15 protein-coding genes are annotated in these 17,537 nt (G+C 40.0%); 11 read left to right on the top strand and 4 right to left on the bottom strand.

Annotation, left to right across the window (positions count from 1 at the left end):
• Positions 1 to 215 precede the first annotated feature (215 nt).
• From AC2SLM_RS02940 to AC2SLM_RS02930, 3 genes are all read left to right on the top strand, one after another.
• The gene (locus AC2SLM_RS02940; protein WP_486551892.1) at positions 216 to 3,182 is read left to right on the top strand and encodes a valine--tRNA ligase; all 2,967 of its coding nucleotides are present in this window, start codon (positions 216 to 218) and stop codon (positions 3,180 to 3,182) included.
• 301 nt (positions 3,183 to 3,483) lie between these two features.
• On the top strand, positions 3,484 to 5,202 hold the full coding sequence (locus AC2SLM_RS02935; RefSeq protein WP_486551891.1) for a hypothetical protein: 1,719 nt from the start codon (positions 3,484 to 3,486) through the stop codon (positions 5,200 to 5,202).
• A 339-nt stretch (positions 5,203 to 5,541) separates the two neighbouring features.
• Positions 5,542 to 5,688 (top strand): hypothetical protein, encoded by a 147-nt coding sequence (locus AC2SLM_RS02930; RefSeq protein ID WP_486551890.1) that lies wholly within the window; start codon positions 5,542 to 5,544, stop codon positions 5,686 to 5,688.
• A gap of 83 nt (positions 5,689 to 5,771) precedes the next feature.
• On the opposite strand, the gene AC2SLM_RS02925 is transcribed toward AC2SLM_RS02930, so the two are convergent.
• The gene (locus tag AC2SLM_RS02925; RefSeq protein ID WP_486551888.1) at positions 5,772 to 6,902 is read right to left on the bottom strand and encodes a sterol desaturase family protein; all 1,131 of its coding nucleotides are present in this window, start codon (positions 6,900 to 6,902) and stop codon (positions 5,772 to 5,774) included.
• Positions 6,903 to 7,227: 325 nt separating this feature from the next.
• Between AC2SLM_RS02925 and AC2SLM_RS02920 the strand changes: the two genes are divergently transcribed.
• A complete protein-coding gene (locus AC2SLM_RS02920) occupies positions 7,228 to 7,434 on the top strand; it encodes a hypothetical protein (protein ID WP_486551887.1) in 207 nt (68 codons plus the stop codon).
• 227 nt (positions 7,435 to 7,661) lie between these two features.
• Here AC2SLM_RS02920 and AC2SLM_RS02915 read toward each other — a convergent pair whose 3' ends face one another.
• The gene (locus AC2SLM_RS02915; protein WP_486551885.1) at positions 7,662 to 9,854 is read right to left on the bottom strand and encodes a carboxypeptidase-like regulatory domain-containing protein; all 2,193 of its coding nucleotides are present in this window, start codon (positions 9,852 to 9,854) and stop codon (positions 7,662 to 7,664) included.
• 409 nt (positions 9,855 to 10,263) lie between these two features.
• Complete coding sequence (locus tag AC2SLM_RS02910; protein ID WP_486551883.1) at positions 10,264 to 10,989, bottom strand: hypothetical protein; 726 nt, start codon at positions 10,987 to 10,989, stop codon at positions 10,264 to 10,266.
• Positions 10,990 to 11,567: 578 nt separating this feature from the next.
• On the opposite strand from AC2SLM_RS02910, the gene AC2SLM_RS02905 reads away from it, so the two are divergent.
• From AC2SLM_RS02905 to AC2SLM_RS02885, 5 genes are all read left to right on the top strand, one after another.
• Positions 11,568 to 12,047 (top strand): hypothetical protein, encoded by a 480-nt coding sequence (locus tag AC2SLM_RS02905; protein WP_486542055.1) that lies wholly within the window; start codon positions 11,568 to 11,570, stop codon positions 12,045 to 12,047.
• Between the two features lie 553 nt (positions 12,048 to 12,600).
• The gene (locus AC2SLM_RS02900; protein ID WP_486542057.1) at positions 12,601 to 13,317 is read left to right on the top strand and encodes a branched-chain amino acid transport system II carrier protein; all 717 of its coding nucleotides are present in this window, start codon (positions 12,601 to 12,603) and stop codon (positions 13,315 to 13,317) included.
• Positions 13,314 to 13,658 (top strand): hypothetical protein, encoded by a 345-nt coding sequence (locus AC2SLM_RS02895; RefSeq protein WP_486542059.1) that lies wholly within the window; start codon positions 13,314 to 13,316, stop codon positions 13,656 to 13,658. The genes AC2SLM_RS02900 and AC2SLM_RS02895 overlap by 4 nt, the downstream gene beginning before the upstream one ends.
• A 245-nt stretch (positions 13,659 to 13,903) precedes the next feature.
• Positions 13,904 to 14,944, top strand: coding sequence for an ornithine cyclodeaminase family protein (locus AC2SLM_RS02890; RefSeq protein WP_486551881.1), 1,041 nt, complete (start codon positions 13,904 to 13,906; stop codon positions 14,942 to 14,944).
• A 171-nt stretch (positions 14,945 to 15,115) separates the two neighbouring features.
• On the top strand, positions 15,116 to 15,538 hold the full coding sequence (locus tag AC2SLM_RS02885) for a YbaN family protein (protein ID WP_486551880.1): 423 nt from the start codon (positions 15,116 to 15,118) through the stop codon (positions 15,536 to 15,538).
• 63 nt (positions 15,539 to 15,601) lie between these two features.
• Here AC2SLM_RS02885 and AC2SLM_RS02880 read toward each other — a convergent pair whose 3' ends face one another.
• Positions 15,602 to 16,063 (bottom strand): universal stress protein, encoded by a 462-nt coding sequence (locus AC2SLM_RS02880; protein WP_486542065.1) that lies wholly within the window; start codon positions 16,061 to 16,063, stop codon positions 15,602 to 15,604.
• Between the two features lie 594 nt (positions 16,064 to 16,657).
• Between AC2SLM_RS02880 and AC2SLM_RS02875 the strand changes: the two genes are divergently transcribed.
• Together AC2SLM_RS02875 and AC2SLM_RS02870 are read left to right on the top strand one after the other, a co-directional pair.
• Positions 16,658 to 16,867, top strand: coding sequence for a cold-shock protein (locus tag AC2SLM_RS02875; protein WP_486551878.1), 210 nt, complete (start codon positions 16,658 to 16,660; stop codon positions 16,865 to 16,867).
• A gap of 384 nt (positions 16,868 to 17,251) precedes the next feature.
• Positions 17,252 to 17,461, top strand: coding sequence for a cold-shock protein (locus tag AC2SLM_RS02870; protein WP_486551878.1), 210 nt, complete (start codon positions 17,252 to 17,254; stop codon positions 17,459 to 17,461).
• Positions 17,462 to 17,537: the final 76 nt, after the last annotated feature.

Below are 17,537 nucleotides of genomic sequence, written 5' to 3'. Positions count from 1 at the left end.
TTTATTATTAAAAGAGTAATACCAAATTTAGAAATTAACCTTGTTTAATTGATTTATTCCTAAACTGGCTCAAATTTACCAGTTAAAATGGCTAAAATGAAAGCTATCTCAATTGCCATCTAACAAAATCCGCTAATCTGCGTTAAAATCACTCTACTATTAACTTTATTCAATCTCTAAATCCAAAAGACCACCAAAAATAAGACAATTCTATTATGAGCAATCCCAACGCAAATACAAATTTAACTGAACTAACCACCTCTATCCAATCTGCCTTAAAACAATTAGAAAATGCCTACAACCCTAGCGAAGTAGAGCAAGGCATGTACCAAAACTGGGAAGACAAGGGCTATTTTAAACCCAGCTTTGATAGCAAAGAGTCGTTCTCTATTGCACTACCACCACCGAACGTCACCGGCAGCCTGCACATGGGGCATGGCTTTAACAACGCCATCATGGATTCGCTAACCCGTTATCACCGTATGCTGGGTGATAATACGCTATGGCAGCCTGGGACTGATCATGCGGGTATCGCTACTCAAATGGTGGTTGAGCGTCGTCTTAATGCCGAGGGTATCAAACGTACTGACCTGACCCGCGAAGACTTTATCGATAAAGTATGGGAGTGGAAAGAAGAGTCGGGCGATAACATTACCCGTCAAATCCGCCGTTTAGGTAGCTCGGTCGATTGGTCACGTGAGCGCTTCACTATGGATGAGGGCTTGTCCAATGCGGTAAAAGAAGTGTTTGTGTGTTTGCATGAAGACGGTTTGATTTATCGGGGTAAACGATTGGTGAATTGGGATCCTAAATTCCAAACGGCATTATCGGATTTAGAAGTTGAAAACCATGACGAAAATGGCTCATTGTGGCACTTCCGCTATTATTTCACTGATAAATCGGTTAAGACCCAAGACGGCAAAGACTATGTGGTTGTTGCGACCACTCGTCCTGAAACTTTGTTAGGCGATACAGCCGTTGCGGTCAATCCAAAAGATGAGCGTTATGCGCATTTAGTTGGCAAAACCATCACTCTACCGATTACAGGTCGCGAAGTGCCGATTGTTGCTGATGATTATGTCGATATCGAGTTTGGTACAGGCGTGGTTAAAATCACCCCAGCGCACGACTTTAATGACTACGAATTGGGTCGTCGTCATGAAACGGCGCTGATTAATATCTTTGATAAATATGCCCATATCTTGCCAGCGATAGAGATTTATCCAGACCTGCAAACCCGCGACCCACAGCTTGAACCAACGCCCGAAGCCTACATCGGTCTTGAGCGTTTTGAGGCCCGTAAGCAACTGGTTGCTCAAGCCAAAACCGAAGGCTGGCTCGAGGACATTGAAGACTACCAGCTTAAAGCACCTCGTGGTGACCGTAGTGGCGTGATTGTTGAACCATGGTTGACGGATCAATGGTATGTGGCGATGGAGCAACTTGCCAAACCTGCGATTGATGCGGTGGAAGACGGCAGTATCGAGTTTGTGCCTGCGCAATACAAAAACATGTATATGGCATGGATGACCGATATTCAAGACTGGTGTATCAGCCGTCAATTGTGGTGGGGACATCGCATCCCTGCTTGGTATGACAATGACGACAATATTTATGTGGCACGTGACGAAGCCGAAGTACGTAGTAAATACAATCTTGATGACAGTGTCGAGCTACGTCAGGACGAAGACGTGTTAGATACTTGGTTTAGCTCAGGATTATGGACATTTAGCACCTTGGGTTGGGGTGACATCTCGGATGACAAACGAGTGCTTGAAACGTTCCACCCGACCAGCGTGTTGGTGACAGGCTTTGATATCATCTTCTTCTGGGTGGCGCGTATGATTATGCTCACCATGCACTTTATGAAGAATAAGGATGGTAGCCCGCAAGTTCCTTTCAAAAAGGTCTATGTACATGGGCTAGTGCGTGATGGTAATGGTCAAAAAATGTCGAAATCGAAAGGTAACGTGCTTGACCCAATTGACTTGATTGATGGTATTGACTTGGAGTCTTTGGTCGAAAAACGTACCAGTAACATGATGAACCCGAAAGACGCCAAAAAGATTGAAAAGCAAACCCGTAAAGAATTCCCCGACGGCATCCCTGCCTTTGGTACGGATGCGTTGCGCTTTACCTTTACTTCACTGGCTAGTACGGGGCGTGATATCAACTTTGACCTAAAACGGGTAGAGGGCTATCGTAACTTTGCCAACAAAATTTGGAACGCCAGTCGTTTTGTATTGATGAACTGTGTTGATAAAGTGGAAGAAGGTGAGGCGGCGACCGCATTACCCATTGACCAAAGCGCCAATCCTGACGTGTGGGAACTGCCTGAAAAATGGATTATGAGTCGCCTGAACTCGACCATCAGCAATATCCATCAGCATTTTGCCCAATACCGCCTTGATATGGTCAGCCAAGATATCTATGAATTTATCTGGAATGAATATTGCGATTGGTATGTGGAGCTTGCCAAAGCCAGTCTCAATGATGATAGTGTTAGCGACGAGCGCAAAGCGCAAATTCGTTACGTGCTACTTAACGTATTAGAGACAGCGCTACGATTTACCCATCCGATTATGCCGTATTTGACCGAAGAAATTTGGCAGACTATTGCGCCACTTTTAGGTCGTAAAAACACTGACAGCATCGTGATTGCCGACTATCCACAAGCGGACACTAGCCAAATCAATACTCAAGTCGAGGCAGACATGGCATGGCTACAAGCACTGATCGCTGGCGTGCGTAACATTCGCGGTGAGATGAAGCTGGGTAATGCGGTGCGTCTGCCTGTGCTATTGCAAAACATTACTGACGAGCAAACCGACAGCTTAAACCGTATCGAAAATCAGTTTAAGGCGCTTGCCAAAGTTGAAAGCCTGACTATTGTAAAAGAGGGTGAAGAGGTTCCTCTTTCTTCATCTAGCATGGTCGGTAAACTGCGTATCTTAGTCCCAATGAAAGGGCTAATTGACCCGACTGCCGAGCTGGCACGTTTGGGTAAAGCGCAAGAGAAGCTACAAAAGCAAGCCGACGGTATCGAGCGAAAACTGGGTAATGAGGGTTTCGTAAGTAAAGCTCCCCCTGCGGTTGTTGATGCGGAGAAGGCGAAACTTGAGGAACTGCAAGGTCAGCTTAAAGTGATGAGTGAGCAGATGGCGCAATTGAAGGCGTTGTAGTAGCTCATCCCGCTTTACGCTACTATCTGTCGTCTTAAGCAGGGCGAAAGGCTAAGGTTTGGTGCGTCATTCGCTAGACGCCATGCCACCCCAAAACCAAGCCTTCGCAACCTACTTAAGCCAACAGTATATCCGCTACAATCGGGGCTAAACCGCTCTTTCAAGCATGGTTAGGCTTTCTTCAAAGACTTTGTTTGTGACTTGTTCCTCGGCAAGAGCAAAAAAGATATAGGAAGATAATCCGTTTTTATTTCTATAGCGTAGTGTCTTTATTAAATAGTATTAGGGGCTTAAAATATTTATGGAATTAAAATTCATTAAATTATTAAGTGAAAAACTATTTAAAGATATTGAAGAAAGACTTGTTCTGGATGATTGGAATATTTTTCATACTTATACAAGTTATCTTGATGTAGATTCTCTGAATCTTAAAGAGCTTGGAGAAGATTTAGTAGATAGTGACTTTACTTCTTGTGTATTACACAATGATGGTAAAACTTGGTTCAAACAAAACGGAAGAGTAGTTTCTGGTAGAACAGTTTTTGAAGAAGAAGAACATAGAACTAAAGTAAGTTTTATTAGAGATGATTTTGAAGGCAACTTTGATAAGTTAGATAGCTTTGTAAAAGAGTCATGGTTTCAGTCTGTTCAATACAGAATAAGTGAGTTGAAGGTTTTTGAGGACAGTTTCTTAACAAACTATATAAGAATTTCAATAGGTTTAATTTCAGTCCGCACTAATTTTAAAAAAATAACTTATGAATTATATCCAACTATCAAAATATATGAAAATGGGGTAATAATAATTGAATTTAGAGCTATATCTCCCAAAAGAAAAATAGATTATGCAGAATTTATTAATTTACATTTGAATTTAGGTCTGAATGAATGGGAAGTTATTGAGGCACCTATAGCTATAGTAAATTTAGCAGCTAAGGCATACCATAGCTCTATGTTTTATTATCCTTTAAATAAAAGATTAAGTTTCATTAAAGCTGAAAGAATTCATAGTACTACTATACAAAGTATTAAGAAAAACGTTAAAAGCGGAGACTTTAATTTTGAGGTAGCCAAACTTACTCGTAATCCTAACGAGACGGATACATTAAGTTCAATAGCACAGACGATATTTTCAATACTTGGATATTTAGCAAGCAAACCTAGAACAGGATTAAGTTACTTACTGCTAGGACAAAAAGAGATTATTAAGGTTGGAGATTTTTGGACTGGTAGACCTTATACTTTTATTACTAGTTTTGAAGGTCAAAAAATGTCTGCTCCAGATAATCTTAATAGTTATAAAACTAGTCTAAGAGCTATCTTAATTAGAAGTACGGTCTATGATTACTCAAATAATAGACTAGATTTACAAGACTATAGGTATGCTGACGACTACTCAATCCTTTTGGATGAGGCACTTTCAATATGTGTATGGGCTAAAAAAGGTGTTCATCTACAACAAGAAGGGAATGATAGTAACAATGGAAATCTAATTTATAATCAACAAGCAGTTTATGAGTTTCTAGAATATGGTTATATGATCAATAGAATGTTGCTTCAAAAAGTCAGTCAGTCAAAAGACCTTAAATCAATTAATAAACTTAGAGTTGAAATATTAGACTTTAAAAACTTCTATAAAGATGCTCCAAGATATGGAGAAATACGAAATTTTATTGATTCGGCTTTAATAAAATATAAAGTACCAGACCTCGAAAACAGAATAGATAATAGACTGAAAATTAGGATTGAAGAATTAAATAATATTTATAATATGAGCAATAATGCCACTAATAGATTGATTGCAATTACTTTTGGATTAATCGCCTCATTTTCTTTAACTGATAGGTTTATAGAACCAATATGGTATTACCTAGAAATTCCTATCCATAGTAATCCGAACCTACAGAATCTATTTTTTATTATATCCTCATTAATATTTTCAATATTAGCTGTCTTATTAGTCTTCGTATTAGCCAGATTCATAAACATAAAAAATAAAAATAACATATTATTAAAGTAATGTTTAATTAGAGAGTATCACTACCATAGGATAAGTTAAGAAACACCGTTGAAATTTAATTTATATCTTTTTATTTACTGCTAAAGTCAATTTACTATTCCTCTACAAAGAATTATTTATTCTATAGTTAACCCGTATTGTTTAATAGAGGAAACCACAAGGACAACCAACCATGTCCATACCATTCTTAAAATCCACCCAAAATCAAAAAAACGCTATCCCTTCCCTAACAGCACAATACTTATCACAGGCTGTGCAACCTCAAGCAGTAATTCGCAAAACAATCCAACAAACGGACTCTAAACTTTGCCCAAAGCCCAAAACGATAGCGTTTTTTTTATGCCCGTTATTAATTTCATTATTGTTAATCAAACTGACCCATGCCGTAGGAGCGGTTTAGCCTCGATTGACGCGGTAGCTTGGTGGAGTGTGGCGCATACAGCGCCTTGGCTAGAGGTGGTCGCTCGAATGTTGGAACGCCGCTAGGCTTAGGCGCTGTGCGCCACGCCCTGCCAACTATAAGCAAAAAGCGGGAACAGCTAGCCTGTATTTAAACCTGTATAGCTAAATCAATTTTTCTTGGGTTTTTCATTCTGTAATGGATAGACCAGTTGCGCCACAAAACCCTCAGGTACTTTTGTATTTGATGTCGTCCCGTATTTTTTGGGTAGGTGAGCGGGCAGATGAGCGGTTTTGAAGATTACATCATAAATGGGTAGAAAGGCGGCAAAGTTTTTATCCCACGCTTCTTTTTCTGACGAATGATGCCAATGATGAAACTCTGGCGTTGCAAGCAACCAGCGAAAATAGGGAAAACGGAAACGGACGTTGGCATGAATAAAAATGGCATGAAAAGAGATAAATACCAAATAAGCATAGGTTGCCGCTGGAGAGAAGCCCATAAATAATAACGGAATATAACCCACAAAACGGTTCACAATCAGTTCAAACACATGCACCCGACTCGCTGCTAGCCAGTCCATTTGATGCGAAGAATGGTGCACCGCATGGATGCGCCATAAAAACGGGACTTCGTGCATCGTGCGATGAATCCAGTAACTAAAGAAATCCACCACAATTAAAATTTCTATAAATTGCAGTATTAAAGGCTGACCGCTGACAAGCTGATGCCATGTGGGGTTGAGCCACTGGTTAAATAACATCTGGGCAGGAATGATCGTAAAAAAACTGAGTAGCTGAATACCCAAATGGCTAAACATAAAGTATTTAATGTCGGTTACCCAGCCAGATCGTAGCAGCTTTTGCTCTTTATACTTAGCATAAAACCGCTCCATCGGAATAAACACCAAAGCGGAAATTAACAGGGTCAAAATAAAATAGTCCAAGCCTGCATACACACTACGGTCGTAGTAATTGGGTTCAATCTGTCCTGAGGCGAGCAGCGCTGCAAGGGCATTGAGTAACATACCCGCCATGCCCCACCGTTTAGACGGATTACGCAGTAGGCTGATGACACCTGAGACAAAGCCAATAACGATACTGGCAAATAACACACCTCGTAAAATATTTGTATCATATAAGGGTCTAAAATCTGGCGTGGTGAGCAGATTAGGGAATAAAAAACACAGCGCAGTAAGCGTAGTAAGGATACCTAATGACAGGGCAATAAAGGCGGACACCTGTCCCAAACCTTTTTTTATTTCACGGTCTTCTAAATGTCTTCGCAGTAATTTGCTCATAGGTTTAATCTGTTAATACAATTTGAGTTCAATTTAGCATTGTTTAGCAAAAATTATCAAATTAATTACCTATATCAAATTAAGTACCTATGTTACTCGATAAATTATGCATGATTTGGCTATATAGAATAGACATGATTAAACCTCAATTCACCCTTAGTATCTAACATTAAGTTTATTAATCTACCCATGGCAAATAATCCCCGACCATCCGACCACAGATAATAATACATTATCAGACGCACAGCTTGTCGCTATTGCAAAGCAAGACGATCGCCAACCCGCATCAAACACATCGAGAGCAATACTCGGTGTCCATAATGGCGTGAACGTCCTTGAGGAATTTCATTATTCAGATTTGTGTCCCGAAAATACCATGCGAGTCGTGCATTATGATATTGATGATAGCGCCCAATATGAGAGTGGCGGGGGTGTCACAAAATCCATCCTAACCCTCATTGCCATTACCGTTATGCCAAAAGACTATTGTTTCCCAGCCGTTATTGCCGACTATTGGGAAAGCTATCCTTGATAAGTGGTTTAAATCTAAATAGCCCCTGTTAGATAACTATCAGTAACCCGCAATCATTAATCAACAGCTTACGCTTAGTCATTAAAATTTAAGACCCAGACTTTAATCTTTACTCTAGTTGGAGTAAAAAAACGCCACTATAAAATGAGATGAACCCTCTAAGCTATGCCTAACTTAGGGGGTTCAAATCAAATTGAATAGGTTTTTAGTATAAACGCTCCATAACCTTAAACCTTAGGCAAAGTAATCTTACTAAGGGCTTCTAAAATCTGATCTTTAGCTGCTTTATTATAAATATCACAGTGTTGCTTTTCAGCATTGCTGACCGTTAACGCATTTGCTCTCACATAAATGCCTTCGTTATAGGTGCCATTGTCATAATTGATGACGGCTCTAGATATACCTGACGCATCAGTGGCCATTTCAGCCGTCCAATGTAGCGGGTTATTGTCAAACCATGAGCCACTTACCGTATTGACCAAAGGCTTCTGTATAGAAGCATAGTTTGCAGACTGTCCACTAATACTATAATATTCAATATAGTCACTATTGGTTTTTCTATTGGATATTACTTTACAACTGGCCTGATTATCAAAAGTGCTGATGGCTTTAGGTAAACGATTTAAAGCGTTAATAATTTCAGAATTAGTATCCGTTTTAGGTAAACTTTTAAACAGTACCTCACCAATGCTTTGAGCTGCTAAAGAGTTATCTTTATAAGTCGTCACAATGCGTAAAGTGTCATAAAAATCTCTAATTAACTGATTATTTTTAAACGTAGTATCATAGCTAATAACCGCTGCAATGGCTGTTCCGTCATTGTCCATATTGTCTAAGTAGGGGCCTTTATAGTGTCCCCCTTGTTGGCTACTAGCAGAAATCCCGTTAGGGGTAATAATGTGACTCGACCAAAACCTATATTTGTCAACATACTGCGTGTTGTCGGCAAACAAAGATTGCATAAAATAGTTGACGGAGTCGTAGTTACTATCTCTATTATCAACATCAGCTTTTAACGTTTTATAAACGATATCTGTAACGGACGTAGCCGAAGGGTTATCTTCATCAACTTCTGAATCAGTAACGATATCAAACTGATAGCCCACTAAGTCATCTTGAGTGATCGGTAGGGTTAATGGTTGCTTAAATACGGCTGAAATTATAGAAGGTTTAACAATCGTCGGTAAATTAGCGAGTTGCTCAATAAAATCATTTTCTTGAGTGGTTAAAGTGACTTGCTCGCCTGTATCCCCTTTAGAAGTCACGATACATGCGCCGTTATTGATATTATAAACCTCATTACGTGCTAACGCGGGTATGGTAACGTTGTCAAAATCGACGATAGGGTCTACAGGCGCAAGTAGTAGAGGCGTATTAATAGGCACCGAAACTTTAAACGTCCCATCCTCCAAACTGGCATGTTTTATATAACCTTGACCGCCTATCGTAGCGTCAAACAGGGGAGGAGATTGGTTGGAATCACTATCAATAACACAGCCAGTTACCACCGCAGAGTGTTCATTCAAGGGAATATTGATAGCCCAAATTCCGGTATGTGTCACTCGGCCTTCATAGTTTCCGTCATCATTACGCTGCGCTACGCCCTCTTTTATCCAAGACATTTTGGCTTCATCATAATACCAAAGCGCGATAGTATCTAAGTTTTGATCGGTTAGTGTACTGGGGAACGTCAGCTGCACTTCCTTACCGTCTTTAATCGCTAAAGGTTGACCATCAGCATCATTCAATGTCATTTCAATCACGCCAACATTGGCAAGGTCGATCTTGTTACTGCCATCTTTATCTTGACCAGAGAATGGTTTTGCTAGGCTAAGCATACCCTTTGCCGTCTCTGGGTTATAATAATTTATGGATAGCTTTGCTGTACCGTTAAAAGCGCTACCGTTGGCATTAATGATGCTGTCGTATAAAGTATCAAAGAAATTATAAACCTTAACGCCGGAATCAAGATGGGTAAGAATATAATCAGTTGATTCAACCAGTTCCGTATATTGATTTTCAGCCAAAGCAAGGTCCAATGCATAAGCTTTGTTAGGCACAAAAGAGACTTCTTTTACCAGCGTTTGATACCCTGGCTTTTTGACCAATACAATACGGGTGTCGGTTCCAGTAACATTAGCAGCGTCTATATCAAATTTATAGCTGCCAGACTTATCGGTTACAATCGTATTATCATCCAGTGTAACCTTGGCGTTTTGAAGCGGGGTACCATAGCTGTCTGTCACCACACCACTAAGCACATTTAACTCAGTCGCTTCTGGTTTTGGCGGCACTGTCATGGGAGGGTTTTCAACAGAGGGCGATGTCGTATTAGAGCTACTACTACCTCCACCACCACATGCTGTCAGCATTAAAATAGACGTTAAGAGACTAGACGTTAAGAGGGTGGGTTTATTCATCAGTATGTTCATATAAGGGAAGACCTTTAATAGAGAAGTTTGAGTTGCAGATAAAGGAATAGAACAAGTGAAAACTCAATAGTTTATCTAATATTACTGTTAATTAATAGACATAGTCATAGTTTTATGACACTGACTATGAATAATCAGCTAACACCAGCTAACAATCATTGATTTATAGGCTACTTTATTAAACTATATAGTGTTGTATTGCCCACTTTACTCGATAGTTTAGTCGATTATTTAGTGTAAACTAAATTAAAACATTGTGTCGCCAATCTTTAAGAAGCATTAAACAATATATTAAAATTCAAAGTTTACCAATGCACTTTTTATAAAGGCAGCTTTAATGGACTGAACCCCACATCTTGTACGGTTTCTTAATTTTTAAAGCTTGTGATAAAAACGGCTAATTTGTCGTCTTAGCTTTCAGTAACTTTAACTGTTCCAATAAAATCTTACGATTATAGCCTCTAAACTCTTCCCCACCACTCTCACGAATTTCAAACCCTTCAATGGCATCACTTGATGGCATTGTACCCGCATATTTCCCTTTATTATCTAGTATAAGCACAATGGGAGCGTAATATAGCTGACTTACATCATATCCTGTCGTAGCAATAGCCTCATCACCATTGGCATAACTACCATCGATGTGAGCGACGACAAAGTTATTCGCCACATATTTATTTAAGGCTTTGGCATCGCTAATATCCTTAGGTGTTACTTTTTCACGCATCGCCCACGTTTGAATATCGCCATCAGCGTAGCGCCATTTATAATCAAAAGTTTGAAACTGACCTTTAAAATAATTATCTATAACATGACACCAAATACACCATTCACCCCCATAAACAATGAGTACATTTTTAGACTCTTTTTGAGCTTGCGCAATGGCAGAGTTGAGAATATCTACTTGGTCACCACATTCATCATACAATTTTGCGTTACCGTCTAGACAGTCATCAGGTAAGGTAGTTGGAAAATGAGTGATAGGAAGGGTAGAGTCATAATTATTGCTTTCGCTTAAGACTTGATGCTGTGTAGCGTCGTTAATTTGAGAACAGCCAACTACCAGTGCGCTCGCTAAAATTATCAGATGCAGTTTTTTAAAGACCTTAAAGGTAGGTGCCATTATTATTTCCCTAGATTGATATGTACTTATTGTTAACTAACTGTTTTGACAGTTAAGTTTATAGAGTAAGTCATTTAGTGTCTAACAATAACCCTATTTAACGATAAGCTAAAGCTGCTACAGCCTAAATCCATAGCGGTTTATCGATTCTATTATAGTGTAAAATAACCCCTAACCATACGACCACAGATAATGACACCTTATCAGACGCATAGCTTATCGCCATTGCCAAGTAAGGCAATCGCCAACCCGCATCAAATACACCGTGTGCAATAATAGGTGTCCATAATGGAGTCAATGTCCTTGAGGAATTTCATTATTCAGATTTGTGTCCCGAGAACACCCTGAGAATCGTTCATTATGATATTGATGATAGCGTCCAATGCGAGAGCGTCGGCGGTGTCACTAAATCAATATTAACCCCGATTGCGATGACTGTTATCCCAAAAGACTATTGTTTCCCAGCCGTTCCAGCAACATATGCTACCGATACCCTGTAATTAATTACATTTGCAAACTGCACAAATAGCGTTATTATGAAATGGATCTTTTAAACGATAAAAATCAAAGGAACGATTATGAGTCAACATCTTAAGCTTTCTGCTGCTGCCATGATTGGCGGAGCATTATTCTTATCAGGCTGTGCCAGTACGGGTGCCGCGCCAACCATGCCGAATCCGCAAGGTAACAGCGGTTATCAGTTGCCTCAAGCTATCTCTGATGGCTATTGGGCGATGACCGAAAAAATGAGTGGTCAGGCGGCAGTGATTAGCTTCAAAAACGGCAAAGCGCATAACTACCGCTTTAACTGCCAAGCAAATGGCAGCTATGCTCAGGCCGGTATGGAGACTTACAACCTAATTCCTCATCCAAACTCAGTTGGCTTGAAGTATGGCAATGAGCCTGAATTCTCAACGATTAAAGTGATGAACTTACAGCCTAGACAGTCGCTTGTGTTAAATCAGACCTTCAATAAGGCCGATTTACAGCAAGCTTATCCCAATGGCAAAAACTATAACTATGTTTATAAATCACGCTTAGAGCCCATTTGCCGCTAGTTTAATAAATTATAGTTTTCGTCTTTAAAAAACCGTTATAGCAATACGCTGTAACGGTTTTTCATTGTATGACGCTATAAGATCGGCCAATATGAGCCACTGATGATACTGAATCTATTTAAGTTTACGCTATTTACAATGTGAGCCGTTTTTAGGTTGTAAGTGGTACGCTTAAATGAAGACCACTTTCACAAATGAAATAAGGATCGGTTATGTTAAAGCTATTAAACAAAACAAAGGCGGTAGTCGCTGTGGTATTAACCAGTTCGCTGTTTTTGACGGCATGTACCGTGACAGGTCTAGCCGGCGGAGTGACAGGACACTAAAAAGGACCGCGTAAGATTTTGATGTCACCTTATAGGCACAATGATTAAACCACCTTTATGGGTGGTTTTTTTATGCATTAATATTATTAAAAGTCGTTTCAAGCGATATAACTTAAAACCATCAGCCATTAATTTTAATAAAAATTAAGTATCATGCTTTGCCACGCATTCAGGGTTACTATACAATTGCTGACTTTTAAAAAGACTGATAAAAGGCACGTATTGTTATGGGTAAACAGACGTCAGTGGAACGACAATTAAAAGCGAAACCTTTGTTCTTAGGGTTCATGCTACTGTCTTTTTTCTTTGGAGCGGGTAATCTTATTTTTCCGCCTATGCTGGGCATGAATTCAGGTGTTAATTTTACGCCTGCTGTTATAGGGTTTGTGACTACAGCTATTGCGCTGCCTATGCTGAGTTTAATCGCTATTGCTAAATCAGGTGGTGGTATCTTAGATCTTGGTAGACGTGTTCATCCCATATTTGCTTATATTTTTGCCATTTTGATTTATCTATCGATTGGGGTGATGTACGGTATTCCGCGCGCTGCCAATGTTGGCTACGAAATGGGCTTCCGACACTTTGTTGAGTTGCCAGAGGGTATCAGCTTAATACTTTACGTGGTGGTATTTTTTAGCATCTGTTATTTTTTAGCACTGCATTCTGGGCGTTTGGTAGATGTGATTGGTAAGATTCTCACGCCTGCGCTATTAATTATAATTGCACTATTGTGTGGCTTGGCGTTTATTAATCTAACACCAGGCATGCAATTACCGACTGAACAGTTCAGTGAAAACCCGCTATCTGCAGGGATTATCGAAGGATACTTTACGCTTGATGCGCTGCCGTTGTCTGAACTGGGGCTTGGCTGGGTGGCACCGACCGTTATTATGGCAGGGGTTGGCTTCTTTGCTAAACGCAAAGACTTGAAGACAATGCTATGATAATGAAGGTTGTCCTATTTTTATTGATTGTCCTTTCATTATTTATGTGGCGGCGTCATCAACTGGGCAATAGGTCAGTGATATATGCCACAGTGATATGGCTGCTATTGATTGTCGCCTTATTATTGAGCTTTATGCTGCACCCTACGCCCTTATTGGTATTGTCTGAGCAGCGTATATTGATTATGCTAATCCTCATTGTGTCCATACTGAGCTATGCGGCTATTTTGTATACCACATTTAGCATGACGATGCCCTCCAAAAAGCTAATCATCACAGGGTGGTGCGGCTTAGCACTCTCAGTGCTGGCACTGGGCTGGTTCAAATGGCTTATCCTTTAAAACGTTTATGAATGGCTTGAATAAGCAAAACAGTTGTCTATATAAATATTAGTCTATTTTAAATAGTCATAAATCATACTTAGGCCCAAACAATCTAAGGACACAACACATGAATAGCAGGCGCACGAGCTGACAAACTGTCACACTTTATCCCTTGTTTACTCAAACATGCTGCCGTCATAATAAATGCTACGCTGATATGTACGTCAATCAATATAACCGAGCAGATAGGACGAAGAGGTGTTATGCAAATCCTAGATATTCATACCGTTAAAGAACAGTTAACCATGCCAATGGCAATTGATGCGATCGAAGATCTATTAAAGGTACAGCATCAAAACCCAAGCTGGGTGAAGACCCCAGAGCGTTTGGTGATTCCAACTTATAAAGACAGCGAGGATAATCAAACCGGTTCGCACCTGTCTATGCCCTCTGTTGTATTTGATGGTAATGAGGAATACGCGGTGGTAAAACTGGTCACTATCTGCCCAGATAACCCTAAGCGTGATAAGCCAACCACCATTGCGACTATTACAGTGTCGGATACAGCGACAGGTCAAACACTGGCATTTATGGATGGTATTTATGTAACCCAAGTACGCACTGCGGCACTATCAGGCGTTGCGACCAAGTATATGGCGAGGCCTGATAGCAGCACAGTTGCTGTGGTCGGTACAGGCGGTATGGCCTATGAGCAGCTTAATGCAGTATTAACCGTTTGCCCAAATATCAAACAAATCAATCTATGGAACCGCACTACAGACAAAGCAGAAGCATTTAAACAGCAGTTTATTGAGCAATATTCTGAATGGAAGGATAAAGGCATTACTGTCAGTGTCGTTGAGGATATGCAAGAGGCGATTAAAGACGCCGATGTGATTAACCTTGCCACCCGCGCGACTGAAGGATTGTTTGAAGTCGATCAAATCAAGCCTAGTGCGCATATTAATGCCGTAGGTGCGTATCAGCCACATATGAAAGAGGTGAGTGATTCAGTGATTGAAGCCAGCTCACACGTGGTTATTGATGACTTGGAAGGGGGTAAACACGAAGCCGGTGATTTGATTCAGGCCGATGATAATAAAGACTGCGACTGGTTTTGGAATAAGTTAACCGGACAGTTGATGGACTTGGTCAGCGGTGAGTTGGTTATCGATACTGACAGTAATAAAACAGGTATTACCTTATTTAAATCAGTGGGTGCCGCCAGTTTTGATGCTGCTGTTGCATTAAAGATTGCACAAGTCGCTACTGAACAGACGCTAGGCCAAGCCGCTAAGATATAAGCCCTGCTCTAATTGATCGATTAATTGATAGATAGCAATATTTGGTCGAGCGGCTGGATATTGCTTTGTCCTTGTTCTTTCAAGTACTGCAACTGTCAATCTTATTTCAACTGATTCACTTTCTTAGCTAATTCATTCTATCTTCTATTCATACTGGCCTATTAATCATTTATGACCGAAGACTCCGAGCAATATCAATACACAGGCAATATTAACCAACACAAGCACCCGCTTATGCGCTGGGTCTATTTAATATTAGGCTGGGTGTTTTTTATATTAGGGATCATCGGCGCGCTTTTGCCAGTTATGCCGACCGCGCCCTTCGTATTATTAGCAGCAGCGTGTTGGGCGCGTGGCTCAAGACGTTTTTACTTATGGCTGATTAACCATGAGCATATGGGAAAATACGTACGCGATTGGGAGAAGAGAAGGGCAGTGCCTCGCCGAGGTAAGTGGCTGGCATGTATTATGATGACGATATCAGGCACCATGCTATTCGTCACAGTGCCTGATGAGCTTATCTGGGTGGCTTGGGTCGTGGCGTTAACCTGTGTTAGTATCGGCGTCTATTTATGGCGCTTGCCTGACGCTTAACCCTCAAAGCTCTATGTATCGTAGAGGATAGTTGATATAAACCTTTGATAAAGGTTTTGAGAATTACTCTTTGACCGGTTTATCAAGCTTCACAACAAGCACATCACAAGGTACGTTTGGTAAGATGCAGTCTGCAGTTGCGCCATTAATCCATGCTGAAATGCCATGACGCTCATGGCGCCCAATCACCACCAAATCCACTTCATGCTTATGACAGTAGTTAATAATACCTTCACTGTTTGAAATGGCCGTGGTCACTTCTTGTCTATAACAATCGAGTCCATTACGGTTCAAAAAGTCAGCCAAGTCGCTAAGAGCGCTCTCACGGCGTTCATCGTCAATTTCATCATACAGACTGGCAGCTGGAACCATCTCATAACCAAAGCCAACGACCGTATCTTTAATGATGTGTAGGACAGATAGCTGAGCATTTTGCTGACGTGAAAAGATAAGCTTTGCTTTTTGAGCCACGACATCAGCGTCAGAGCGTAAGTCAGTCACTAATAAAATATGTTTATAACTCATGGCGATACCTATATATAGTTAAGTTAGTAAATAAGTTCGTTAGAAAATGAGGGAAGACGCTTGTTATATAGTGCAATACTCTGGACTACTGGCTCACCGGCTATATAACTCATCAAGTCGTACTTAAGATAAATCGTCTTCTATATTTACTATCATAAGCCTATTTTGTATTAGATGCAGCCCCATTTTACTTTCAGATTAGTACATTTAATCGCTATTTAACTACCTATAGGGTTATATAGTCGGTTTTAATACAGAGATAAAAGCTACGTTATAGCTAGAATAAGACATATTTGAGCTTTATATAGGGCTATATCAATAAGGTATTAGAATGCGTTAACCTATACACAGTGGGAGATAAGCTACTTTTGTTTAATAAAAATATCATAAATTGGGTTTATTTTTAAGTTATTTTGAAATAAAGCTTGCATAACCGTACCATTGGTATATACTGGGCACCTGCTTAAGAGAAGTCCTGCAGCAAATCATTACCTCGTAGTATTAGCATTAATCCTTCGTTTTAAGATTTACAGTAGTTGCTCAAAGCGTTACCGACCAAATTGGTCATTATGTTTTAAAATTAGGATTATATATATGTCAGATACTATCAAAGGTACAGTAAAGTGGTTTAACGAAGCTAAAGGTTTTGGTTTCATTGCTCCAGAATCAGGTGCAGACGTTTTTGCTCATTACAGCGAAATCGCAAGCTCAGGTTTCAAAACCTTAGCTGAAGGTCAAGAAGTTGAGTTCACAGTAACTCAAGGTGCTAAAGGCCCACAAGCCCACGGTATCACAGCAGTATAATTTATTACTCATACTGTGTAACCACAGATTGAGAATAGATATACAATAAAAAACGAGCCTCGCGGCTCGTTTTTTTATGCGTAAAGTTTAATCAGGGCTTGATTTGGGTGCGATCTACTGTTTTGCTTCTATCAATAAAACCCTTTTGAACAAAGGGCTAGAGTGATTACTTTTAACAAAGCCTTAAGTTATTTAAAGTTTATTTAAAATAAAGCTTGCATAACTGTGCCATTGGTATATACTGGGCACCTGCTTAAGAGAAGTCCTGCAGCAAATCATTACCTCGTAGTATTAGCATTAATCCTTCGTTTTAAGATTTACAGTAGTTGCTCCAAGCGTTACCGACCAAATTGGTCATTATGTTTTAAAATTAGGATTATATATATGTCAGATACTATCAAAGGTACAGTAAAGTGGTTTAACGAAGCTAAAGGTTTTGGTTTCATTGCTCCAGAATCAGGTGCAGACGTTTTTGCTCATTACAGCGAAATCGCAAGCTCAGGTTTCAAAACCTTAGCTGAAGGTCAAGAAGTTGAGTTCACAGTAACTCAAGGTGCTAAAGGCCCACAAGCCCACGGTATCACAGCAGTATAATTTATTACTCATACTGTGTAACCACAGATTGAGAATAGATATACAATAAAAAACGAGCCTCGCGGCTCGTTTTTTT

Source organism: Psychrobacter sp. CX16 (assembly GCF_057396245.1).
This window is presented reverse-complemented; position numbering and strand designations above follow the sequence as displayed.